This is a genomic window from Wolbachia endosymbiont (group B) of Hofmannophila pseudospretella (assembly GCF_964028515.1).
Classification (GTDB): domain Bacteria; phylum Pseudomonadota; class Alphaproteobacteria; order Rickettsiales; family Anaplasmataceae; genus Wolbachia.
In genome coordinates this window covers 54086-77479 of sequence record NZ_OZ034788.1, presented here as the reverse complement: position 1 = coordinate 77479, position 23394 = coordinate 54086, and the positions used below count along the sequence as shown (strand labels likewise).

Annotated in this window: 27 protein-coding genes and 3 pseudogenes; 27 read left to right on the top strand and 3 right to left on the bottom strand. The window is 35.0% G+C overall.

Features of this window, described 5'->3' with window-relative positions:
* The first annotated feature begins 2 nt into the window (after window positions 1-2).
* A complete protein-coding gene (locus ABWU24_RS00360) occupies window positions 3-362 on the top strand; it encodes a Bro-N domain-containing protein (protein ID WP_353274211.1) in 360 nt (119 codons plus the stop codon).
* Between the two features lie 189 nt (window positions 363-551).
* Complete coding sequence (locus ABWU24_RS00355) at window positions 552-854, top strand: hypothetical protein (RefSeq protein ID WP_353274213.1); 303 nt, start codon at window positions 552-554, stop codon at window positions 852-854.
* A gap of 20 nt (window positions 855-874) precedes the next feature.
* On the opposite strand, the gene ABWU24_RS00350 is transcribed toward ABWU24_RS00355, so the two are convergent.
* Window positions 875-1880 (bottom strand): IS630 family transposase gene (locus ABWU24_RS00350; protein WP_353274215.1). Its coding sequence is split into 2 segments (ribosomal slippage): window positions 875-1369 and window positions 1371-1880, totalling 1005 coding nucleotides; the frame shifts between segments, so codons are not numbered across the junction.
* On the opposite strand from ABWU24_RS00350, the gene ABWU24_RS00345 reads away from it, so the two are divergent.
* The 24 genes and pseudogenes from ABWU24_RS00345 to ABWU24_RS00230 all read left to right on the top strand — a co-directional run.
* Window positions 1874-1996, top strand: a complete 123-nt coding sequence (locus ABWU24_RS00345; protein WP_353274258.1) for a hypothetical protein — start codon at window positions 1874-1876, stop codon at window positions 1994-1996. The two genes, ABWU24_RS00350 and ABWU24_RS00345, sit on opposite strands and share 7 nt — an antisense overlap.
* A gap of 77 nt (window positions 1997-2073) precedes the next feature.
* On the top strand, window positions 2074-2553 hold the full coding sequence (locus ABWU24_RS00340) for a hypothetical protein (protein ID WP_114517343.1): 480 nt from the start codon (window positions 2074-2076) through the stop codon (window positions 2551-2553).
* A 3-nt stretch (window positions 2554-2556) separates the two neighbouring features.
* Window positions 2557-4038 carry an ankyrin repeat domain-containing protein gene (locus ABWU24_RS00335; RefSeq protein WP_353274256.1) on the top strand — a complete coding sequence of 494 codons (1482 nt, stop codon included), beginning with the start codon at window positions 2557-2559 and terminating at the stop codon, window positions 4036-4038.
* Window positions 4035-5861 carry a phage terminase large subunit family protein gene (locus ABWU24_RS00330; protein WP_353274254.1) on the top strand — a complete coding sequence of 609 codons (1827 nt, stop codon included), beginning with the start codon at window positions 4035-4037 and terminating at the stop codon, window positions 5859-5861. Before ABWU24_RS00335 ends, ABWU24_RS00330 begins: the two co-directional genes overlap by 4 nt.
* Window position 5862: 1 nt before the next feature.
* Entirely contained in the window at window positions 5863-6087 is a 225-nt protein-coding gene (locus ABWU24_RS00325; RefSeq protein ID WP_353274252.1) for a gpW family head-tail joining protein, read from the top strand.
* Window positions 6084-6788 (top strand): glycoside hydrolase family 25 protein, encoded by a 705-nt coding sequence (locus ABWU24_RS00320; RefSeq protein ID WP_236514948.1) that lies wholly within the window; start codon window positions 6084-6086, stop codon window positions 6786-6788. Before ABWU24_RS00325 ends, ABWU24_RS00320 begins: the two co-directional genes overlap by 4 nt.
* Window positions 6785-8191, top strand: coding sequence for a phage portal protein (locus tag ABWU24_RS00315; RefSeq protein ID WP_353274250.1), 1407 nt, complete (start codon window positions 6785-6787; stop codon window positions 8189-8191). Before ABWU24_RS00320 ends, ABWU24_RS00315 begins: the two co-directional genes overlap by 4 nt.
* A gap of 23 nt (window positions 8192-8214) precedes the next feature.
* A complete protein-coding gene (locus tag ABWU24_RS00310) occupies window positions 8215-9249 on the top strand; it encodes a S49 family peptidase (RefSeq protein ID WP_353274772.1) in 1035 nt (344 codons plus the stop codon).
* A gap of 77 nt (window positions 9250-9326) precedes the next feature.
* Window positions 9327-9695, top strand: a complete 369-nt coding sequence (locus ABWU24_RS00305) for a head decoration protein (RefSeq protein WP_353274248.1) — start codon at window positions 9327-9329, stop codon at window positions 9693-9695.
* Window positions 9696-9732: 37 nt separating this feature from the next.
* A complete protein-coding gene (locus tag ABWU24_RS00300) occupies window positions 9733-10737 on the top strand; it encodes a major capsid protein (RefSeq protein ID WP_353274246.1) in 1005 nt (334 codons plus the stop codon).
* Between the two features lie 82 nt (window positions 10738-10819).
* Window positions 10820-11125, top strand: a complete 306-nt coding sequence (locus ABWU24_RS00295; protein ID WP_341810090.1) for a hypothetical protein — start codon at window positions 10820-10822, stop codon at window positions 11123-11125.
* Between the two features lies 1 nt (window position 11126).
* On the top strand, window positions 11127-11624 hold the full coding sequence (locus tag ABWU24_RS00290; protein ID WP_353274244.1) for a phage tail protein: 498 nt from the start codon (window positions 11127-11129) through the stop codon (window positions 11622-11624).
* Complete coding sequence (locus tag ABWU24_RS00285; RefSeq protein ID WP_341815392.1) at window positions 11621-12100, top strand: hypothetical protein; 480 nt, start codon at window positions 11621-11623, stop codon at window positions 12098-12100. The genes ABWU24_RS00290 and ABWU24_RS00285 overlap by 4 nt, the downstream gene beginning before the upstream one ends.
* Entirely contained in the window at window positions 12087-12551 is a 465-nt protein-coding gene (locus tag ABWU24_RS00280) for a phage baseplate assembly protein V (protein WP_038251007.1), read from the top strand. Before ABWU24_RS00285 ends, ABWU24_RS00280 begins: the two co-directional genes overlap by 14 nt.
* A complete protein-coding gene (locus ABWU24_RS00275; protein WP_353274243.1) occupies window positions 12548-12802 on the top strand; it encodes a PAAR domain-containing protein in 255 nt (84 codons plus the stop codon). Before ABWU24_RS00280 ends, ABWU24_RS00275 begins: the two co-directional genes overlap by 4 nt.
* A 2-nt stretch (window positions 12803-12804) precedes the next feature.
* Window positions 12805-13140: a GPW/gp25 family protein gene (locus ABWU24_RS00270; protein WP_353274241.1), complete on the top strand. Its 336-nt coding sequence runs from the start codon at window positions 12805-12807 to the stop codon at window positions 13138-13140.
* A gap of 2 nt (window positions 13141-13142) precedes the next feature.
* Window positions 13143-13934, top strand: coding sequence for a baseplate J/gp47 family protein (locus tag ABWU24_RS00265; protein WP_353274239.1), 792 nt, complete (start codon window positions 13143-13145; stop codon window positions 13932-13934).
* Complete coding sequence (locus ABWU24_RS00260; protein WP_353274237.1) at window positions 13934-15094, top strand: phage tail protein; 1161 nt, start codon at window positions 13934-13936, stop codon at window positions 15092-15094. The genes ABWU24_RS00265 and ABWU24_RS00260 overlap by 1 nt, the downstream gene beginning before the upstream one ends.
* Window positions 15095-15261: 167 nt before the next feature.
* Window positions 15262-15981 (top strand): ankyrin repeat domain-containing protein, encoded by a 720-nt coding sequence (locus tag ABWU24_RS00255; protein ID WP_353274235.1) that lies wholly within the window; start codon window positions 15262-15264, stop codon window positions 15979-15981.
* Between the two features lie 38 nt (window positions 15982-16019).
* A complete protein-coding gene (locus ABWU24_RS00250) occupies window positions 16020-16484 on the top strand; it encodes an ankyrin repeat domain-containing protein (RefSeq protein WP_353274233.1) in 465 nt (154 codons plus the stop codon).
* Between the two features lie 4 nt (window positions 16485-16488).
* Entirely contained in the window at window positions 16489-16920 is a 432-nt protein-coding gene (locus tag ABWU24_RS00245) for a DUF2924 domain-containing protein (RefSeq protein WP_353274231.1), read from the top strand.
* 10 nt (window positions 16921-16930) lie between these two features.
* On the top strand, window positions 16931-18328 hold the full coding sequence (locus ABWU24_RS00240) for a recombinase family protein (protein ID WP_353274229.1): 1398 nt from the start codon (window positions 16931-16933) through the stop codon (window positions 18326-18328).
* A gap of 62 nt (window positions 18329-18390) precedes the next feature.
* A protein-coding gene (locus ABWU24_RS00235) for an IS630 family transposase (protein WP_353274215.1) occupies window positions 18391-19396 on the top strand; the annotation gives its coding sequence in 2 pieces (ribosomal slippage) (window positions 18391-18900 and window positions 18902-19396; 1005 coding nt in all).
* 14 nt (window positions 19397-19410) lie between these two features.
* Window positions 19411-19521 (top strand): annotated as a pseudogene (locus tag ABWU24_RS00230) (recombinase); the annotation flags it as partial.
* A 209-nt stretch (window positions 19522-19730) separates the two neighbouring features.
* Here ABWU24_RS00230 and ABWU24_RS00225 read toward each other — a convergent pair.
* Window positions 19731-21455 (bottom strand): ankyrin repeat domain-containing protein, encoded by a 1725-nt coding sequence (locus ABWU24_RS00225; RefSeq protein ID WP_353274770.1) that lies wholly within the window; start codon window positions 21453-21455, stop codon window positions 19731-19733.
* A 114-nt stretch (window positions 21456-21569) separates the two neighbouring features.
* Window positions 21570-21848, bottom strand: a pseudogene (locus ABWU24_RS00220) (DnaJ domain-containing protein); the annotation flags it as partial.
* A 594-nt stretch (window positions 21849-22442) separates the two neighbouring features.
* On the opposite strand from ABWU24_RS00220, the pseudogene ABWU24_RS00215 reads away from it, so the two are divergent.
* Window positions 22443-23268, top strand: a pseudogene (locus tag ABWU24_RS00215) (transposase family protein).
* Window positions 23269-23394: the final 126 nt, after the last annotated feature.

The following is a 23394-nucleotide window of genomic DNA, read 5'->3' as shown; positions in this document are numbered from 1 at the left end:
TTATGACTGATACTTTAACTTTAAAAGAGGGAGATATTGAAACTACTGCTTTTGATAATAGCAATTTTACTAGAGTATTACACGATGGAGAATGGTGGTACGTAATAACAGAAGTAATAGCTTTTCTGACAGGTAGTAAGAACCCATCTGACTATCTAAAAAAGATAAAAAGCAGAGATATAGGGCTCTCTGAAGGATGGGGACAATTTGTCACCCCCCTTGAAATTAAAACAAAAGGTGGTAAACAGAATGTTAATTGTACAAATGTTGAGGGGTTATTTCGTATTTTGCAGTCTATTCCTTCCAAAAGAGTTGAACAATTTAAACGCTGGCTTGCAAAAGTTGGATATGAAAGGCTATAAGAATATGAAAACCCTGAACTTGCACTCAAACGAATCTATGCCGATTATGCTGCAAAAGGGTACCCTCAGGAATGGATACAAAAGAGAATAGAGTCGATAGCTGTCAGAAATCAACTAACAAAAGAATGGGGTAACAGAAATATATCTGACCACAATAATAAGCATATTGAAGGTAGAGAATACGCAATATTGACAGACGTAATTTCTGAGGGAACGTTTGGAGTAAAAACAAAGCACCATAAGGAAATAAAAGGCTTGAGGAAACAACCACTAAGAGACCATATGACACCAATTGAATTAATTTTTAACATGCTAGGAGAACAGGCTACCATTGATGAAATAAAAGATAAAGATGCACAGGGCTATAATAAAAATTTAGAGGCGGCAAAGGAAGGAGGTAAGAACGCAGGCACAGCAAGAGAGGCATTCGAAAAAGCTAGAGGTGTGAAAGTCGTTTCTTCAGATAACTTTTTAAAGAGGATTAAAGATTAAAGTTCTCATACCAAAATCCATTACTGACCGAACAAATAAGAAACATTACAAACTCGTTTAATAGTAGTACTGGAAATATTGACAATAAAATTACACAAAACATCTTCAAGTAAACCTATGGTATCGTAGATACTATTGCGTAAAGTATTGTATTTGATATATTGCCACAACCTTTCAACAGGATTCAGTTCCGGTGAATAAGGAGGCAAGTATATGATGGTAATGTTTTCCTGAATTTTCAAACTTTTTGATCTATGCCAACTTGCACAATCCATTACAAGAAAGGCTTCTTTCGTGCCTAAATCTTTCGACATCTGCTCCAGAAATATATTCATACAATCAGTGTTTACATATGGAGCAAGTAGGCTAATTTTCTTACCACTTCTTGGATTTACCGCACTGTAGATATAGAAATTTTGTCTACCAATTTTCATTTTAACCTGTGTTCTGACCCCTTTTTTAAACCATCCGTGTCCGATTTTTGAATGAGTTCCAAATCGTGATTCATCAAAAAAATACCTCCTTTTCAGGGTGGGAATTGACTATTTTATTGAAGTATTTTTTAAACTCTTCTTGCTTGTTTTTATCTTGTTTATGGTGAATTGGCCTCGGTGTTATGTAAGAAAACTTCATCCTTTGTATCTCACGGTGCACTGTTGATTTGCTAATGTTTAGGCCAAATTCCTCTGAGATTTTTATTTGCACTTCCTTAATAGTAATATTTGGATTTCTTTCTACCCATATTTCAATTTGCTCACGTTGATTTTTGTTTAATTTGCTTTTTCTTCGCCGCTGAGACGGGGAAAATAATCTTTCTACTCTACCAAATTTTAGATGCTTTATCCATTCAGTCAAAGCAGTCCTTGAAATTTTACATATTCTTGCCACAGCGCTTATACTACTTTCTTTTCCTGCTATCACCGCTTGTAACTTTTTTGAAACATATGCGTTATTTCTGACCTTTTTTAACATTTCTTTCGCCAAATTTACAACTTTTTCGTCTAATAGTTTTGACCTTAATGCCATTTATACCTCTCTATTTTATCTACTTTAGTATCACTTCTTTCCCATTATTGTCTATCTGTTCTTTATATAGTGGGAATTGGTATAACCATAAAACGTTGGCAAATATACACAGGTAGGAAGGCAATTCTTTCTGGTACTGACAAAACTTTTGCACAAATTCAAGAAGAAAAACAGCAATAAAGGGGCAAAAAAAGTGGAAAAGATCACACAAACGGAATGGGCAAAAGAACTAGGAGTTTCAAAGCAATATGTCTGTTATTTAGTAAAAAAAGGAATAGTTGAGTTGGAGGATGGTTTGATCAATAGAGAGCAAGCAAATGAAGCGGTAGCAGCAATAAGAGATCCAAGTCAGCCACTGAGGAGGAAAAATCCAGAAAACGAAAATACAAGTAACCTTTCCACAATGTTGCTTAAAACTCGAATAAAAAATGAAATGGAACGAGGTAAACTACTTGAGGCGAAAGCTAAGGCTGAGATAGGAGAACTTGTAGCAGTAGAGGAAGTAAAGCGCGATGCATTTAACGTAGCAAGAGTTGTCCGTAATAATTTGCTTAATATTCCAAATAGAGTTTCAGCACTACTTGCATCACTGAGTGACACTGAAAAGATTCATATGGCGCTAACTGAAGAGATTACAAACTCATTACAAGAATTATCTAATATTAAGTTTTAAATAATGTCTGCTAACTTAAGTTTAGAATTAATAAAGTGTCTCATTAATCAGCAAGGAGTGGATGTAAATGTTAGAGGATTAAATGGAAAGACACCGCTACATTATGCAGTAGAAATTAACGAGCTTAGTATGGTTGCACTCTTACTGAACAGAAAAAATATTAATCCACTAATCACTGATGATGATGGTAAAAGTGCGCTCTCTTGTGCAAGAGAAGAAATATTACAAGCGCTAATTAATAATAAATACGGATCAGAGGAAGATAGTTTGCTTTACTTAGCTGCGATGTTGAATGAAGCAAATGCTGTAAGGTTTTTACTCAACAAAGGGGTTAATGTTAATGAGCAGAATGCTTTACTACATACACCGTTACACTTAGCGGCAGGAGCTGGGCATGAACAAATAGTAGAAATTTTAATTAGAGAAGGAAATGCGGACAAAGATGTTCTTGATGCGAGAAATCATGCAGCAATTCATTATGCAGTAAACAACAAGAAGCTAGGAGTAGTAAAATTACTTTCAAATCTTGGTGCGAATGTTAATGTAGTTGGCAGCGGCAGAAATGCAATGAAATTATCTTCTTTGCACGTAGCTATAAGTAGTAGTAATTACGACGAAAGGGACTTATGTTTAGATATTGTAAGATGCTTAATAAATGTTCCTAATGCTGGGGTTAACTTACAAGATTATGAAAATAAAACGCCACTACATTATGCTGAAAGGCTGAAAACAATAGAAGTTTTACTAACGCGAGAAGATATAGATCCTTTAATTAAGGATGATAATGGCAAGACACCATTTTGTTATGCAAAAGAAGCAAATAGATTAGATATAGTAAAGATTTTAGCAAGTAATAGATACGGAGCTGATAAAAACAGTTTGCTTCATTTAGCTGCCAGAAAAGGATATGAAGACCTAATAGACGGTATTCTTGGTGAAGGAGTTGAAATAGATGCTGTAGATGAGAGTGGAAAAACGGGAATTTATGTTGCTGTAAAGCATGGTCACTTTAACGTAGTAAAGTTGTTGCTAAAGAGAGGAGCAGATGCCACGGATGTTTTTCAGTATGCAATAATAACGAACAACGCAAAATTAATAAAATTACTGAGCAAAGAGAAGGAAATAGTGTTATTTGGAAGACAGAAGAACTTTCCAACATTTCATTTATTGAGCAATAAATATTTTGAAGAAAGGAAAATAGCAGACAAAAAAATAAAGAAATATATCAATATCGTCTGTGTTTCTATAACAGTATGTGCAATAGTGATAGTGGGAATTTACCCTAACATTATAGCTGCGGTAATGGTGGGAATAGTTGCGCTCATAGCTGCAATAGCAATGAGTAATTTAACTCAGAAGTACATAGAAGAAGCACTTGAAAAGAAAATGTTTATTGAACTCGAAAGTGAGAAAACAAGTGAGTGCAGTTCTATTTTAAGTGATGTTGAGGTATCATCTAATGATGGTGAAGAGCTAGCGATATGATATATGCTACATCTTTTTCTGAAGGTTTAAAGCCAGATCCACTACTTAAAGTGTCAGAGTGGGCGAATGAGTATCGAGTTTTAGCGCCAACTGCAGCATCAGAGCCAGGTAAATGGAGAACAGAAAGAACTCCTTATTTAAAAGAAATCATGGATTCACTTTCTCCGTCCTCACCAGCAGAAAAAGTAGTATTCATGAAAGGAGCGCAGATTGGAGGAACAGAAGCTGGTAACAATTGGATAGGCTATATTATAGATCAGACTCCTGGTCCAATGTTAGTTGTGCAGCCAACAGTTGAAATGGGAAAGCGTTGGTCAAAAGGAAGATTTGCGCCGTTAATAGAGAGTATGCCATGTTTAAAGAGTAAAGTAAAAGACCCAAGGTCAAGAGACTCAGGCAATACTGTACAAAGTAAGGAATTTCCAGGTGGAATAGTAGTAATAACCGGAGCAAATAGCAGTGTAGGACTTCGTTCTATGCCAGTAAAATATCTCTTTCTTGATGAGATAGATGCATATCCAGGAGATTCAGGAGGAGAAGGAGATCCAGTTTTACTCAGCATAGCTCGTACCAATACATTTGCACGGCGAAAGATTTTTTTAGTATCAACACCAACGATTCATGGAATAAGCAGAATTGAGAAGGAATTTGAAGCAACAGATAAGAGATATTTTTTTGTACCATGTCCGCATTGTAATTACTATCAAGTTCTAAAATGGTCACAAATAAAATGGGAAAACAACGACTCAAGAACAGCACATTATGTCTGCACTGAATGTAGCGGCAAAATAGAAAATCATCAAAAGACAGAGATGCTTGAGCGTGGAGAATGGAGAGCTACAGAGGCAAAAGAAGGGGAGAAAAAAGGATTTCATCTTTCAAGTCTTTATAGCCCAGTTGGTTGGTATAGTTGGCAACAAGCAGTAGAAGATTTTCTTCATGCAAAAGAAAGTGAACAATTACTAAAAGTATGGATAAATACTACGCTTGGAGAAACTTGGGTAGATAAAGGAGAAGTACCTGATTGGAAGCAATTATTTAACAGGAGAGAATTTTTTCAGATTGGCACAGTACCAAGGAGAGAAGTGGTACTTACTGCAGGAGTAGATGTCCAAAAAGATCGTCTAGAGGTGGAAGTTGTAGCATGGGGAAAAAGCCGTGAAAGTTGGTCAATAGACTACCGAGTATTTGAAGGAGATACAGGAGGTGGAGAAGTATGGGGAAAACTTTCGGAGCTTCTGAGTCATCATTTTATCGGTGAAAATGGGCTTGAATATATGATAAGCATGATGGCAGTAGATGCTGGATATGCAACGCAAGAAGTATACAACTGGGTAAGAGGTCATCAAGGATCTGGAAGAGTAATGGCAGTTAAAGGTGTAAATAAAGCCCTAGTGCCACTTAGCAGCCCAAGTAGAGTTGATATAACAGTTGGTGGTCAAAAGCTAAAAAGAGGAATAAAGCTCTGGCCAGTAGGAGTATCGATATTAAAGTCAGAGCTTTTTCAGCTACTTAATATTTTAAAAGAAGAAGAGAAAGTGCCAGCAGGATATTGTCATTTTCCTGAGTATGCACCCGAATATTTTAAGCAGTTAACGGCAGAGCAATTAGTCAGTAAGGTAGTAAAAGGATACACCAAACAGGAGTGGCAAAAGGTAAGAGAAAGAAATGAAGTGCTAGACTGCCGAATTTACGCAAGAGCAGCATCTATTGCGCTTGGAATCGATCGTTGGCCAGAGAGTAAATGGAATAGTTTAAGTGAAAAGCCAGAAAGCAAAAAACCTAAAAAAGTGAGACAAAGCAAATGGTTGAATGAGAAGTAAGATGTACAGCGAAGAGTATTTAATTCAAGTCGAAGAAGCGATAAAGAAACTACAAAACGGAGAGCGAGTAGTATCAATTGCATATGGTGACCATGTGGTGAGATATGCTGAAGTTCAGACAAATGACTTGCTGAATTTACGGCAACGTATTAAGGCTGAACTGAAAGTTGCAGGTATGAAGCCTAAACGAAAGATTATTTTTGCAACAAATAAAGGAGTTATATGAGGGAAAATTTTCTGAGAAAAGTTGTAAAAGAGGAATATTCTGAATTTTTAGAGCAATTAAAAACTTTCATAAAACTATGGGACAATAGAGAGAGTTCAGTAAATGGAATAATAGATTTGTCACATTGGCAAGAAAATGTGGATTTTGAGTTAGCTAAAGAGAGTGGTATAGTTGGAGTAATTCATAAGGCAACGCAAGGAACAGAGTACATAGATTCAAAATACAAAGAAAGAAGAAAAGAAGCTGAAGACTTGGGTCTATTATGGGGTTCATATCATTTCGGTGTAGGGGAAGATGGAAAGGATCAGGCAAATCACTTTTTGAATACAGTGGGTAAAGCTAAAAATACAATTGTTGCTCTTGATATTGAAGAGAACGAAAGTGGAAAAAATATAGAACCAAGACAAGCAGAAGATTTTATTAAAAAAGTTCAAGAAGAAACAGGGCGTTCACCTTTAGTGTATGGAGGTGCTAAATTTTTGAAAGATTTTGCCACACCAATTTTGACTAAATGTCCATTATGGATAGCAAGATATGGAGATCAACCTGTTTTACCGCAAGGCTGGAATAAGTGGATTTTATGGCAATACACCGACGGTAAAAATGGTCCAGAGCCACATGAAGTAAGTGGAATCGGAAAATGTGACAGAAATAAATTTAACGGCACATTAAAAGAATTAAGAGAATTTTGGTTAGTATGATGCTGAAAAATTTCAAACAACTATTTAGCAAGCCAAAAATCAAAAGTTCAGCATGGGATGCAGCAGGGTCAGGAAGAAGATTTTTTCACTTTCAACCAGAGTTAGGAAGTATAAACAATTTGCTGTCTCAAAGCCTTGAAACTTTACGTAGTAGATCACGTGATATGGTGAGAAAAAATCCATATGCAGCAAATATTATTGATACAATAGTAAGTAACTCTATTGGAACAGGAATAAAGCCGCAATCAAAAGCAAAGAATGCAGAATTTAGAAAGAAAGTGCAAGAATTATGGCTAAAATGGACAGATGAAGCAGATAGTAACGGAGTAAGTGATTTTTATGGTCTGCAGGCTCTAGTATGCAGAAGTATGATAGAGGGAGGAGAATGTTTTGTACGTTTAAGAACGAGAAAGCTGGAAGATAGATTTTCTGTACCATTACAACTGCAAGTACTTGAGTCTGAACATTTAGATAATAAAACAAATCAAACTTTAGGAAATGGTAATGTAATAAGAAACGGGATTGAGTTTAACAAGCTTGGGCAAAGAGAAGCATATTACCTATTTAAAGAACACCCTGGTGAAGGTTCGTTTGGTGAATCAGTGAGAGTGCCAGCAAATGATGTTTTACATATTTATAGACCATTAAGACCTGGGCAAATCAGAGGGGAGCCTTGGCTTTCTAATATACTGCTGAAGCTTTATGAGCTTGATCAATATGATGATGCAGAGCTGGTGAGAAAGAAAACTGCAGCAATGTTTGCTGGATTTATTACGAGACTCGATCCAGAAGCAAATATCATGGGAGAAGGTGAAGCAAGTGAGCAAGGAGTAGCACTATCTGGCCTGGAACCTGGAACAATGCAGCTTTTAGACCCAGGAGAAGATATAAAATTTTCAGAGCCGTCAGATGTTGGAGGAAGTTATGAAGCGTTTATGAGACAGCAGCTAAGGGCAATAGCAATAGGTACAGGGATAACATATGAACAGCTAACAGGAGATTTAACCGGTGTTAATTATTCATCCATTCGAGCAGGGCTGATAGAGTTTCGTCGTCGATGCGCTATGCTGCAACATAACATTATAGTATTCCAATTTTGCAGACCAGTATGGAGTAGATGGCTAGAATTAGCAGTGCTTTGTGGAGAACTGAGTATAGATGAAAAAGTAGTAAAAGCAGCGAAAGAAGAAGTAAAATGGATACCACAGGGATTTGATTGGGTAGATCCACTGAAAGACCAGCAAGCACAGCAAATGGCAGTAAGGAATGGATTTAAGAGTCGATCGGAAGTAGTATCAGAAATGGGTTATGATGTAGAAGAAATTGACCAAGAAATAGCAGAAGATCAAAAGCGTGCTAATTCTTTTGGACTTTGTTTCGATTGTGACGTTAATGTGCCATAAAATACAATAAGGGGAAGAAGGTGATGTGGATAAATAAACCAATAATGGTAGAGAGAAGAAGCTTTGAACTACTATCATTATATAACAGCAAACAACCTATCTTTAAGAACTTAAAGCATTTTCATATAAACCCAAAAGGAATAGCAATAATACGTATTTATGGAGTTTTGACAAAAAAAACAGAAGCTTTTGATCATATTTTAGACATGACTTCATATGAAAATATTCATGAAGAGATAGAGAGCGCTTTAGAAGATAAAAGCATAGAGACGATTCTACTTGACATAGACAGTCCAGGAGGGGAAGTAAACGGTGTCTTTGACCTAGCTGATTTTATTTATGAATCAAGAGCAAAAAAGAGGATAATAGCGATAGCAAATGATGATGCATACTCTGCTGCATATGCTATAGCTTCAAGCGCTGAAAAGATTTTTCTCACCCGCACTTCAGGGGTTGGGAGTATAGGAGTAATAGCAAGTCATATAGATCAAAGTAGATTTGATGAAAAGCAAGGTATTAAGTACACCACAATCTTTGCTGGTAGTCGAAAGAATGATTTAAACCCACATGAGCCAATGACGTCTGAAAGTCTGGAAAGCTTACAAAAAGAAGTAGACCGACTATATGAAATGTTTGTGCAGCTAATAGCACGTAATCGAAACCTTTCTATAGAAGCAATCAAATCAACGGAAGCAGGGCTATATTTTGGGGAGAAAGCAGTAGAAATAGATCTTGCAGATGGAGTTACAACATTTTTTGAATTTATCAATAATCATAGGAGTGTTAGTATGACAACTAATGAGTTAACTGAGGAAGGCTACGAGAACTGTCGTAGAGAAATTTTAGAGATAATAAGATTATGTAATGTATCAAAGATGCCAGAAAAGATAGGAGAATTTATAGAGCAAGGCGTAAGTATTGAGCAAGCCAGGGAGGTTTTAATGGAATTACTTGCAGAGAGAACGAAAAAGACAGAGATACTGAGTGCAATACCGCAGAATTCAGGAGAAGAGTTGATGACGGAGGTAGCAAGGACTAGAGCGCAATCAAGTATTTAAGTTTTTTTATAACCGCCGCGTACAACAATTACAAACATGGCGGTAAAACTAAAGGGGAAAATAAATGAGGAAATTTTATGAGTTGTATAATCGAACAAAATAATCTAGGTGACTTATTAAAGTATGAGGCATCAAGTCTATATTCAAGAGACCAAATAACGGTAGCCAAGGGACAAAATCTTAAACTTGGTACAGTTGTTGGTAGTGATAAGGATAACATGATTAAGATAATAAATCCAACTGCAACAGATGGTACACAAACAGCAATAGGTGCGATAGTAAGTGATGTAAATGCGACAGAAAATGCCAAAGCAGTAATCATTACACGTATAGCAATGCTAGCAGATCATGCAATTGTGTGGCCAGCAAATATCACTGAAGAGCAGAAAAATGCAGCAATAAAGCAACTTGAAGCACGAGGGATCATTATCCGCAAGGGAGCTTAAAAAAACTATTAAAAATACAAAAGGGGGAAAAGAAAAAATGCAAAATCCATTTACAAATACAGCATTTAGCATGACGGCACTAACAAATGCGATGAATATATTGCCGATAAATTATGGACGTGTTGAAAATTTAAATTTGTTTCCAAGTAGGTCAGTAAGATTTAGACATATTACGATAGAAGAACACAACGGAGTGTTAAGTTTACTACCAACGCAAGTACCCGGAGCACCAGCAACAGTAGGAAAAAGAGGAAAAAGAAAGGTAAGAACATTTACGATTCCGCACATTCCGCATGATGATGTAGTGCTGCCAGAAGAAGTACAAGGAATAAGGGCATTTGGATCAGAGAGTGAACTTAAAGCGCTGGCAGATGTAATAACCGATCATTTGCAATTGATGAGGAACAAACATGCAATAACATTAGAGCATTTGCGAATGGGAGCGCTCAAAGGAATAATTTTAGATGCTGATGGGTCAGAATTATTAAATCTGTACAACGAATTTGAAATCACACCGAAAGTAGTAAATTTTGCCCTTGGAACAGCAACAACTGACGTAAAACGTAAGTGTCTGGAAGTACTCCGGCACATAGAAGATAATCTAAGTGGTGAATATATGACTGGAATTCATGCCTTGGTAAGCCCTGAGTTTTTTGATGCATTAACTTCTCATGCTAAAGTAAAAGAAGCATATGAAAGATGGCAAGAAGGAGCAGCACTTCGAAATGATATGAGGTCAGGATTTACGTTCTGTGGCATAACATTTGAGGAATATAGAGGGCAAGCAACTGACCCTGAAGGAACAGTAAGAAGATTTATTGAGAAAGATACAGGGCACTGTTTTCCAGTAGGAACAGCGAGCACATTTACAACATATTTTGCACCAGCAGATTTTAATGAAACAGTAAATACACTAGGACAGCCACTATATGCAAAACAAGAGCCAAGGAGATTTGATAGAGGAACTGATTTACATACGCAGTCGAATCCATTGCCAATGTGCCACAGACCAGGAACATTAGTAAAAGTCGTTGCAGCATAACAATACTGGTAGAGTAACTACAAGTTGGTGAGGTACAAGAGGACTCTACTAGTATATAACTTATTAGCATACTTATGAAAGAATGCAAGAGAATATTAAGAGATTACTAAAAGATTGTTTTGCCCATTTAGGAGAAGTAGCTTTGTATAAGTCGAAAAATAAGGCGTACATGGTACAAGTACTAAAGCAACAGCCAGATAAATTATACGAGATTGGTGAAGGACAATTTGTGGGAGAGATGCTTTTTCTTGAGGTAAGCATTTTTGATATACTGAGGCCAATTGTAGGAGATATTTTTGTTATAGGTGATTGCAAATACAAAATACACACACCACCACTTAGAGATAAATCTGGAATGGTCTGGCGAATCGAAGCGTATGGGGTGTAAAATGTCTGTGCATATAGAAGTTGAGGTAATAGAAAGTGTAAATGCTAAAAGAAAAAAAATAGAATTAGCAATAGTAAGAGCGTTAAACAGAACAGCACTATGGCTAAAATTGAAGACAGCAAAAGAAATTAGTGAGGAAAAGAAAAGTTTGATAAGAAAGAGATTAAGAATTTTTAAGGCGAAAACTAGCAGATTAGAAGTGTTAATTAGAGCAAATCTCTATGACATTAGAGCATCGACAATTGGTAAAATACAAAAAACAAGAAGAGGATCGAAAGTAGGAAAGCATGAGTTTATAGGAGGATTTGCAGCAGTTATGCCAAAAGGAAATAGCGGTATGTTTAAACGTGAAGGAAGAGCAGCATTGCCAATAAAGGAAATTAAGTTGCCACTAGAACCAGAGGCTTCAAGGATAATAGGGAATTTTGTTAATTATGAGAGTGAGAGAGAGTTTGAGAAATACTTTAAGCATGAGCTAAACTATATTTTAAAGGTATGACAAAGTTCTGGAAAGATTTACATCAAGCAATTTGCAGCACACTGAAGGAAGAAATACCGTCTATACAGACATGTGAAATTTATCCATCGATAAGAAAAGAATTATTAGCGCCAGCGTTATTTGTAGAGCTTGTGAGTTTAGAATCGGGAAAAGATCCAGGAACAGAAGAATTAGCACTGAAAGCAAGATTTGAAGCACGAATTGTGATTGATAGCACAATAGAAAATGCAGCTACTATTGTCAGAACATTAGCTGCTGAGGTGGCAAAAGTTGTAAACAAAAATACATGGAATATAAAAAATGTTTCACCAGGAGAATTTATCTCTGCAGAAATTGACGGATTTAGACCCGAATTAGATGCATATTTGGTGTGGATGGTTGATTGGAGTCATCAGCTTCATTTAGGTAAATCTATATGGACAGAAAATAAGATTAAGCCACATACGATTATAATAGAAGAAAATGTTAGAGAGTAATTTTGCTATTTCAGAGCTGCAAAGAAAGTTAGCAAACATTGTACGAATAGGAGTTGTAAAAGAAGTAGATTATGAGAAAGCAAAAGTAAGAGTGAAGATAGGAGAACTTTTAACAGATTTTCTTCCATGGATAACTTCTAGAGCAGGAGAGGAAAGAAGCTGGCTACCACCAAGCATAAATGAACAGGTAGTAATATTGTCACCATTGGGAGAGTTATCATTAGGAGTAGTACTTCCTGGAATATATCAACAAAAGTACTCTGCACCAGAAAATAAAAAAGAGGTGAGTAGCTTAACATTTCAAGATGGAACAAAGTTGTCATACGATAAAGATAAACATCATTTAGAGATTGAAGTAGTAGACAAAATAACACTGAAAGTTGGGGGATCAAGTATAGAAATGACAAAAAGTGGAATAAAGCTGAAAGCAGAAAGGATCGACTTAAATTGAACAAAGGAATAGTGAGGTTAGGAGACTACTGTGGAGAAGCTATACCACATTTCTGCATTAGCGGAAGTAATAATGTTTTTGTAAACGGTAAATCAATATGTAGACAAGGAGACAGTTTTAGTGAAGGAAGAGCATTAACTGAAGGATCAAAAACAGTGTTTGCAAATGGTCTTGGTATAGGAAGAGTAGGAGATATAGTTTCATGTGGTTTTAAAGTAATAAAAGGCAGTGAAAGCGTTTTTGCAAAATAGAAATGAAGGGTATGGATGCTAAAACAGGAAAAGCGTTAGAAGGAATAGAGCACTTAAAGCAATCGATAATTGATATACTGACCACTCCAGTAAACAGTAGAATAATGAGGAAAGATTATGGCTCAAGATTATTTGAATTGGTGGATAAGCCAATAAATAGAGATTTAACACTTGAGATATATGCAGCAACTGCAGAAGCTTTGGAAAAATGGGAGAGAAGGTTTAAATTAGAGAAAGTGAAGATAACAGAAGTAAAAGAAGGGAGAGTAACATTGAATTTAGAAGGTGTCTATCTTTCAGAAGGTAAGTTCATAAATATTAATGGAGTAGTTGTTTAAAAATGCAGCAGCCAAATATTATCGAACCACTGAACTTTGAAGAGATTTTTGCTCGGGTGAAGGAAGAGTTAGTGAAGTGTGATGAAAGTTTTACAGCATTAGTAGAAAGTGACCCAGCGATGAAGGTATTAGAAGTAGCAGCATGGAGGGAATTGTTACTAAGACAAAGAATAAATGAAGCAGTAAAGAGCAATTTACTTAAATTTGCGACAGGAGAAGATCTTGATAATTTAGCTGAGTTTTACGGAGTGGAGAGGCAGAAAGAAGAAGATGACGAACGATTTAGAAAGAGGGTAAAAGCAAAAATAAAAGGCTGGAGCACATGTGGGAGCAAGGAGTATTATAGGTATTATGCACTGTCAGCAGATAGTAGAGTAAAAGATGCATTAGTAGAATCACCTATACCAGGGAAAGTACAGATCTCGATTTTATCAACACAAACTGGCATAGCATTAGAAGAGCTACTTGAAATTGTAAGAAAGCAAGTTACTAGAGATGATATAAGGGTTTTAACCGATACAGTAACAGTAATTGGCTGCAATATTATGGAAATAGATATCCACAGCAGAATCAGCACGAATTATATAATATCAGAGGAAGAAATCAAGAAGCAGTTTATTGAGAAATTTGAATTAGCAAAAAGATTAGGGTGGAGTGTAACAAGATCTTGGATAATAGCGAATCTATTTGTAGATGGTGTAAAAAATGTGGAATTAATAGAGCCAAAAGAGGATGTTGTGGTGCTAGGTAATGAGTGTGCTGCTTTAAGAAACTTAGAGATTGAGTTGAATTAATGTTATTGCCACCAAATGCAACAAAACAGGAAAAAGCGCTAGTAGATGCAACAGATTATAAGGTTGATCTGAGCTGTATCAGAGGATTTAAGTTTAGTCTTAAAGAAGAAACATTGCCGTGGATAATAGAAGAATATGGTTTAGAAGAGATATTGCGCTGGGTAAAAGATAAAAGAAGGGCGATAGTAGAAGGAGTAAAATTTCAAAGACTGAGAGGAACACCTGCATCACTTAAAATAGCACTAAAGTGGGCAAATATAGAAGATATTACAATTATCGAAGAACCACCTGGTAAACACTTCTTTGAATTACAAATAGGAATAAAAGATGTTCCAAATGACTTTTTTGTAGATGCAGTAGTAGAACTTGCAAAACTATCATTACCAGCAAGATCAAGGCTAATGAGGATTTTTAATGACTACTATAACGTTGATAGGTTTATATTAGATGAAAGTATATTCGGCAGCTTATTATCAGACTATTCAGGTAGAAAAGTTGAAAAAGATGGACCAGTGTTATCGTTTGGAAGAATAAATTTTTTCAGTTCTAGAGGTCCGTTAGTAGAGATTGTAGACAACTATTTAAGAGAGCATTATGAACAAACATTTAGTAATGACATATATCGATTAGATGTAGCAGTACTTGGAGAAACAGAGCCTCACACAAGAGATTACAAAGGCATTTATGAAAGAAGTCATCAGTGGTATAACTTAAAAGCCCTGTATCCTCTAACTCAAAGCTTATTACCATCGATTAAATTTGCTAAAGCGCAGATAGTATTATCGGACAGTTGGGATTTAGGAGACATAAATACGTGCTTTCCAGTTAGTAGCGTAGAAGAAAGAGGAAATAAATTTGTATTGGGAAGCGATAAACTTTCAGGGCAGCATTGGAGTTTAAAACACAAGCCAATTTTAGAAAGATTTAGCGTTACTCACAACTATAAAGTAGAAAATTATACAGATCAGAAGGTCAGAAAATATGTTTTAGCAGAACACAACGTTTACTATAAAAATGACTCAGATTCAGAGCAAAAAGACTCAATACACGAATTAGAAAAGCATATTTTGGTATTTTACCCAGGAGTACTGAAGTGGCACGAACATAGACATTTGCACAGAAGTTGGAAAAATAGTCAAGCAATATCTATAATAAGTTAAGTACTTATATTTAGATCCTCATATACTATATTAATAATAGGTAAAAGTGTATGAAATAAAAAGAAAAGGACTTGCTTTCTCATGCTAAAAAGGACATGACTTGAATAGCAGCAGGTAAATATAAGAAATTTGTCTGGCGCTAGAAAAGCTAGTTTTGTGAGGTAAGTATGAAGTTTAGCAAAGAATCTTTTAGTAAGTTTTTTAAAGAAGTATCAAGTAACGATATTAATAAAAGAAATGAAGAAGGAGAGACGATATTGCACCAAGCAGTGGAAATCTCTGATTACAAAACAGTGAGATTATTAATAAAAAAAGGAGCGGAGATCAATGCAAGAGATAAAAATGGTTATACACCACTACACTGTGCAGTATTTGCGAAAAGTTTAGAAAATGTAAAAGTACTGCTAAGGGAAGGAGCGGAGGTAAATGCTACTCAATATATTACTGGATGTACGCCACTCCACTCTGCGTGCAAAATAGGAGGAGCAGGAGTTGAAATAATAAAAGAGCTGGTAAAGGCTGGAGCTGAAGTTAATCAACTAAATAAGTACGGTGCAACACCAATGTATTACATATGGGAAAGTGAAAAGTATAGTCTATGTGATAGCAAAGAGAGTGAAAAGGCAAGTAAATTTTTGAGAGAAAAAGGTGGAATAACAAAAAGTAGAGAACTGACGTGCTATGGAATAGAGGGGCTAGTGGGAGAAATAGCAGACATGTTGAATGGAAGCTACATGCCGGAGCTAAAAATAATAGAGATAGAAGAAATAAGGAAGAGAGACAAATCACTGATAAAGGAAGAATGTAAAAATTTAGCAAGCAAAATAATGAGCCAAGTAAATGAAATGATAGATGAGGCAGAAAATGTAGTAGGAAAGAAGGCTTAAAAAAGGGACTTAATTTTAAAGAAAGGTGGGGGTAAATTATGGTAAAGCTCGGTAAAAAAGAGGAGTCACTATTAGAGAACTCATATAAAAATATTTATGCAAGAGACAAGAATGGAAGAACAGCTCTACATTATGCAGTAGACGCAAAAACAGTGAGGTTATTAGTTGAAAAAGGAGTGAATGTGAATGCAGCAGATATAGGAGGATATACAGCGCTGCACCTAGCGGTAACGGAGAAACGCCTAGAAACCGTGAGAGAACTGATAAAGTCAGGAGGAAATGTAAATGCTGAAGAGTATGGCAGTAAATGCACGCCGCTGCACCTTGCATGTATGATGGGGAAAGTGGAGATAGTAAAAGAGTTAGTGGAAGCAGGAGGAGAAATAGAGCAAGCGGATAAATTGGGAATGACAGCGATGGATTATGCAAAAAACAGTAAAGAAATAGCCGAGATATTAAAGAAAGAAACGGACAGAATTGAAAAGCTATTTATGAAAGGCTAAAAATATGGAGGAAGAAACAGAAAAGAAAGTAATGAATTTAGAGAGAAAATCTTTGGATGAGCTGAGAAAAATATGGAAGAAGTTATTTGGGGAAGAGGCACCTAAACATTCAAAGAAATATCTGATACCGAGATTAGCTTATAGAATCCAGGAAAAAGCATATGGAGAAATGTCAAGAAAGGGGACAAAAAGACTAGAGTATCTGGCAGATCGGCTAGAGAAGGGAAAAAGAATAAGTAGTGATAAACTGCCAGTAGAAGGAACAGAATTAATACTAGAGAGAGGAGAAGAGACGCATGCGGTAATGGTAACAGACAAGGGTTTAATCTACAGAGAAGGATTTTATACGTCATTATCAGCAGTGGCGGGGAAAATAATGGGAATGAGCTACAACGGACCTTTATTATTTGGAATGCGTGATAAAAATGGGAGCTGAAGAGGAGAAAATGCTAAAAGAAGTAAGGTGTGCGATATATACAAGAAAATCAAATGAGGATGGACTAGAACAAAAGTTTAACAGTCTTGATGCGCAACGAGTAGCATGTGAAAAATATATAAAAAGCCGAGAAGGATGGGTAGCATTGGCAAAAAGGTACGATGATGGAGGTTTCTCAGGAAAAAATTTAGAAAGACCAGCGATAAAGGAGTTATTTGAAGACGTGAAAGGAGGAGAAGTAGATTGTGTGGTAGTATATACGCTAGATAGGCTCTCGAGAGAAACAAAAGACAGCATAGAGGTAACATCATTTTTTAGAAGGCACCGAGTAAATTTTGTAGCAGTAACACAGATATTTGACAATAATACGCCAATGGGAAAGTTCGTACAAACAGTGTTATCAGGAGCAGCACAGCTAGAAAGAGAAATGATTGTAGAGAGAGTAAAAAATAAAATAGCAACATCAAAGGAGCAGGGATTGTGGATGGGAGGAACTTTGCCGCTTGGGTATGATGTGAAAGATAAGGAATTAATAATAAATGAGAAAGAAGCGAAAATAGTAGGGCACATATTTGAAAGATATTTGGAGCTGAAGTCAATTGCAGAACTGGCAAGGGAGTTAAATAGAGAAGGTTACAGAACAAAATCAGATATCTTTAAAAAGGCGACGGTGAGAAGAATAATAACAAATCCAATATATATGGGAAAAATACGGCATTATGAGAAAGAGTATGAGGGAAAGCATGAAGCAATAATAAAAGAGGAAAAATGGCAGAAAGCACAAGAATTGATAAAGAATCAGCCATATAGAAAAGCAAAATATGAGGAAGCGCTACTTAGGGGAATAATTAAGTGCAAAAGCTGTGATGTAAACATGACGCTAACGTACTCAAAAAAAGAGAATAAAAGGTATCGATATTATGTGTGCAACAATCATTTAAGGGGAAAGAATTGTGAATCAGTAAATCGAACAATAGTTGCTGGAGAAGTGGAAAAAGAAGTGATGAAGAAAGCTGAACAGATATATGAAAAATGGGGAGAAGAGTGGAAAAATTTAAGTTTCAGAGAACAGAAAGAAGTGGTGAAAAAGTTAATAAAGGGAGTAATGGTGAGAGAGGATGGAATAGAGGTGCATTCTGAATCAGAGGAAAAATTTATACCAACAAAGAAGAAGGGAAATAAATGCACAGTAGTAGAACCGGAAGGTAAAACAAATAATTCGCTACTGAAAGCAGTGGTAAGAGCCCATTCCTGGAAACGGCAGCTAGAGGAAGGAAAATACGAAAGTGTGAAAGAGCTGAGTGCCAAAATTAATATAGGTACAAGACGTATACAACAAATTTTAAGGTTAAATTATTTAGCACCAAAAATTAAAGAAGATATAGTAATACCAATTCCCACTATATAAAGAACAGATAGACAATAATGGGAAAGAAGTGATACTAAAGTAGATAAAATAGAGAGGTATAAATGGCATTAAGGTCAAAACTATTAGACGAAAAAGTTGTAAATTTGGCGAAAGAAATGTTAAAAAAGGTCAGAAATAACGCATATGTTTCAAAAAAGTTACAAGCGGTGATAGCAGGAAAAGAAAGTAGTATAAGCGCTGTGGCAAGAATATGTAAAATTTCAAGGACTGCTTTGACTGAATGGATAAAGCATCTAAAATTTGGTAGAGTAGAAAGATTATTTTCCCCGTCTCAGCGGCGAAGAAAAAGCAAATTAAACAAAAATCAACGTGAGCAAATTGAAATATGGGTAGAAAGAAATCCAAATATTACTATTAAGGAAGTGCAAATAAAAATCTCAGAGGAATTTGGCCTAAACATTAGCAAATCAACAGTGCACCGTGAGATACAAAGGATGAAGTTTTCTTACATAACACCGAGGCCAATTCACCATAAACAAGATAAAAACAAGCAAGAAGAGTTTAAAAAATACTTCAATAAAATAGTCAATTCCCACCCTGAAAAGGAGGTATTTTTTTGATGAATCACGATTTGGAACTCATTCAAAAATCGGACACGGATGGTTTAAAAAAGGGGTCAGAACACAGGTTAAAATGAAAATTGGTAGACAAAATTTCTATATCTACAGTGCGGTAAATCCAAGAAGTGGTAAGAAAATTAGCCTACTTGCTCCATATGTAAACACTGATTGTATGAATATATTTCTGGAGCAGATGTCGAAAGATTTAGGCACGAAAGAAGCCTTTCTTGTAATGGATTGTGCAAGTTGGCATAGATCAAAAAGTTTGAAAATTCAGGAAAACATTACCATCATATACTTGCCTCCTTATTCACCGGAACTGAATCCTGTTGAAAGGTTGTGGCAATATATCAAATACAATACTTTACGCAATAGTATCTACGATACCATAGGTTTACTTGAAGATGTTTTGTGTAATTTTATTGTCAATATTTCCAGTACTACTATTAAACGAGTTTGTAATGTTTCTTATTTGTTCGGTCAGTAATGGATTTTGGTATAAGTGGAAGACAGCCAAGAGATTTGAAATTGGTTGATTTGAAAGAAATACCGATGCTATGGAGTGACCAGATGGAGAAGTTTTACAGGTTTAAGCAAGCTGTCTGCCAATAAAAAATAAGATAATTTCTTTAGAAGAATCTATAAATTATTAAATCTTTTGCAATTCTTTAATCTCACTTACGGAAAGATTAGTAAATTTAACACTCCCACTAAATTGGATAAATTGATTGCAAAAATAAGGTTTTTAATAAATTGCTTGTAGAGTTGGCCTTTTAGTTAGCTATGTAATAAAACCAACCCTCCTGCTATTTCTACTTACCTTAAGAGATATCTGCCACTGTTATTTGATTCACTACAGCTTCAGCATTGCTATTCTCAAGTGACTTTGAAGGCTTATTACAATAGTATATGATTGCAGCAACAACTAAGCAACAGGCTCCAACTGCTATTCCTACCGCTAACATTCCTGAGTAAGCTGCAATAGCCACACCTAAAGCAACTCCAGCCACTGCTAGTGTAGAAGCAACTATGATAGAAGTATTACGACACTTAGCATGAAGCTCATTTAGTTTATCTAATGCAGAAGCACCATCCTTGTATTTTAGCTCTCTTAGTATATCTTTATTTTCACATTTGTTAAGCAAATTCCAAACATAACTTAATCTTCGTGCTTGACCATAAAACCCCTTCTCAACATATTCAATCAGGAGATCAAAAGGAGTTTCACCTTTGTCATTTTTAACGTTAAGCTTTGCGCCTTCACTCATTAGTAATTCAACATAACCTTGATAGTTTGATTTATTACTAATCAACAATTTTAAGGTATGATGCAAAATTGTATTTTCACCTTCATCTTGGTAATCAATCCTATTTTTATGCAAAAAGTAACTAAAAATCTTTTTATTGAAATCATATTTAACAATATCTTCTAAAATAGTACTTAGAATCTTTATGTCGTTTTTAATCAAGAAATTTAAGATTTTTTTATTATTAAGTTTAACAGCAAGTCTTGCTAGCTCATTTAATGAAGAAGTACCATTTAGACTTTTTAGTGTACCTTTAATTGTACAATTGCTAAGGATCCTTGAAACATGATGTAATCTTTCCTTTTTAGTATAATGCGCCTTTGTAACATATCCAACCAAGAGATCAAATGGAGTTTTACTTTCTTTATTTTGAATATCAAGTTTCGCACCTTCATTTAGAAGTAATTTTGTAATATTTTGCTCCTTCCATTCATCATCTTCTGAGCCAAAACATTTAAAAGCGTGATGTAAAACTGTATCTCCATTTTCGTCTTGACAATTGACATTCATACCACCTTCAATTAAAGTTTTTAAAACTTCTTCACTACAATGATAAACAGCAAGTTCTGCTAGTGTATTTAATGAAGAAGTACCATTTAGACCTTTCAATATGTCTTTAACTGTACAATTGCTAAGAAGCTCCTGAATATTATTTAATTTCTTTTGTTGATTAATTGGATAGCTAACATATTTAACTAAGAGATCAAATGGGGTTTCACTTTTTTTATTTTGAATATCAAATTTTATACCTTTGCTTAGAAGTAATTTAATAATACCTTTGACTTCTGGTTTATCCAAACACAAAAGTTCTAAAGCGAGATGTAAAACTGTATTTCCATTTTCATCTTGATGATTGATATCTATCTTATCTATGTGTTCATTTACAAGGTAATAAGCAACGTTTATAGAATTATATTCAATAGCTGCATGCAAAACAGTATTTGATAACTTTACTCCTTTTTCCATTAAAAGATTTAAGAATTCCTTTTTATCATACAGAATAATAAGCTCTTCTCGATATTTCGAGTAATTAGAAAAATTTATATCTTCTATCTGAACGGCAAAATCCTTAAGTCTATCTAAAATCAGACTAACACTTAAACTGAAAAAAGTTTTTTTCTGCGCATCTTCTAATTCATCAAGTACACGTTTTAATGATTCTTGTTTCAGTGTACGTCTTGATTTTTCTTGCAGATTCAACTCCTTCGTAATAGAAGTCAATCCTCTGAGATTTCTCATAGTACGTTTGTATTGTGCACTACTAATCTCATCCATTTTTCCAACCATCTCATCAAGCTTCTCTTGGAAACTTGAAGATTTAGATGTTCCTGAACATTGATTACCATTCTTTTCTTCATCATACTTTTCCCTTTTTTCTATATCCGATAATACTGTATGTGCCTCTTGTATTTTTTTGAACTTTTCCTCATTCTCTTGAACTTTTTTTTCAAGTTGAATTAGTCGATTTTCTTCTGCTTGTGAAAGGTTCGTCTTTACTTTTAACATATTGAGATCTTTTTTTTCAGGAAATTTATCTGGATGATACTGCTTTGCTAAATTACGATATGCTTGGGTTATTTCATATTCAGAAGCTTCTTCATCTATTCCTAGTACTTCATAATAATCAGGCATCTATTTCTCCACTACTTTGATACATTTTTCATGACATTACCAATACTACATCTTTATGAAAGCAAGGTACTATTATATGAACATTTTAGCAAATATTGTAATATTTGTCAATTTATTAGTAGATTAAATAAAAATTTATAGAAAATACTAGACTCTGTAGCGCTATAATGAATTTGTTTATTTACTCCTTCGGAAATCGCAAAAAAACTGCCTACCTTTGTGAGAACACGTTGCATAAAAATAAGGTTATAAAAATAGAAGATTTAAATTATTTCAATAAGCTTAGGCAAAACAGTTCGTATGTAGATATTGATGAAATGTGCTAATATGGCTAGTTTTAGCGTATAGCAAAGTCAGAATATAAAAAAGTTCGTATGTATCGTTTGGTAGACCAATTGATTCCAAGAAAAACACTTCTCACCACCATTAGTTTTGAACACTGGAAATGGTCATATTGTTTAGGTTCTTAATAATACTTAATATTAAATTAACAGTAATCCATTTGAGAATAGCAAAAGACCTGCTGCAAAAGGTAATTGAAAAAGTGATGCGAGAGAGGTAGAAGAAGAATAAGCAGATCGAGTAAGGTAAAAAATGAGCTTTAGTTACTATAAAATGAAGAAGCACCCAAGAAACTTTCGTAATATAACAGGTTTAACTATAGAGGAGTTTGAAAAGGTGGTGGAAAAAGTGAGGTCTGAGTGGAAAAAACTTGAAAAACAGAAAAAGTGCCATGGTAGAAGATCACAACTACCAACTCTGGAAGATAAGTTATTTTGCGTAATTTTGTACTATCGCACTTACATAACACATAGATTTTTAGGGTGCCTGTTCAATATGCACAACGCAAATGTATGTAGGTTACTGAAGAAAATAGAGCCATTACTTGCCAAGAAAGTTACTATAACAAAAGATAGAAGTATGACATCAGAAAAAATACTAAAGATTCTGGCTGATGTTACAGAACAGCAAATACAGAGGCCAGAAGATAGTAAAAAACGGAAGAAGTCATATTCAGGAAAAAAAAGAACCAACACTATGAAAACTGAGATTGTTATCGAAGAAGATGGAAGAATTTTATCAGTGTCAAAGTCATATCGTGGTAGAATTAGTGATTTTCGCATAAGGAAACAAGGAAAATATCTACCACTCGATAGCATAAAATATGCCGATTCTGGATATCAAGGTTGGCAAAAATTGCAAAGTAATGTCATATAAAAAGTACCGTAAAAAGCCATTAACTTCAGAGCAGAAAGAGCATAATAGACGATTAGCATCATTTAGAATGAGAGTAGAAAATAAGATCCGTGAGGTAAAGATATTTAAGATTATGTCCCATGTTTACCGCAATTTTCAGAAAAAATATAACCTGAGGTTCAATATTATTGCTGGTATTGTGAATCTTAAGCACTCCTTTTAGTTAACCTTGATTTTAGTCACCCTCCTTCCCTTTTTTTATCGCTTGATTCGCAGCAGGTCTTATGCTATAGATACTCAAATTTATATAATTTAGTAACAGCTTTATAGTGTAAAGAAAGGTTAATAT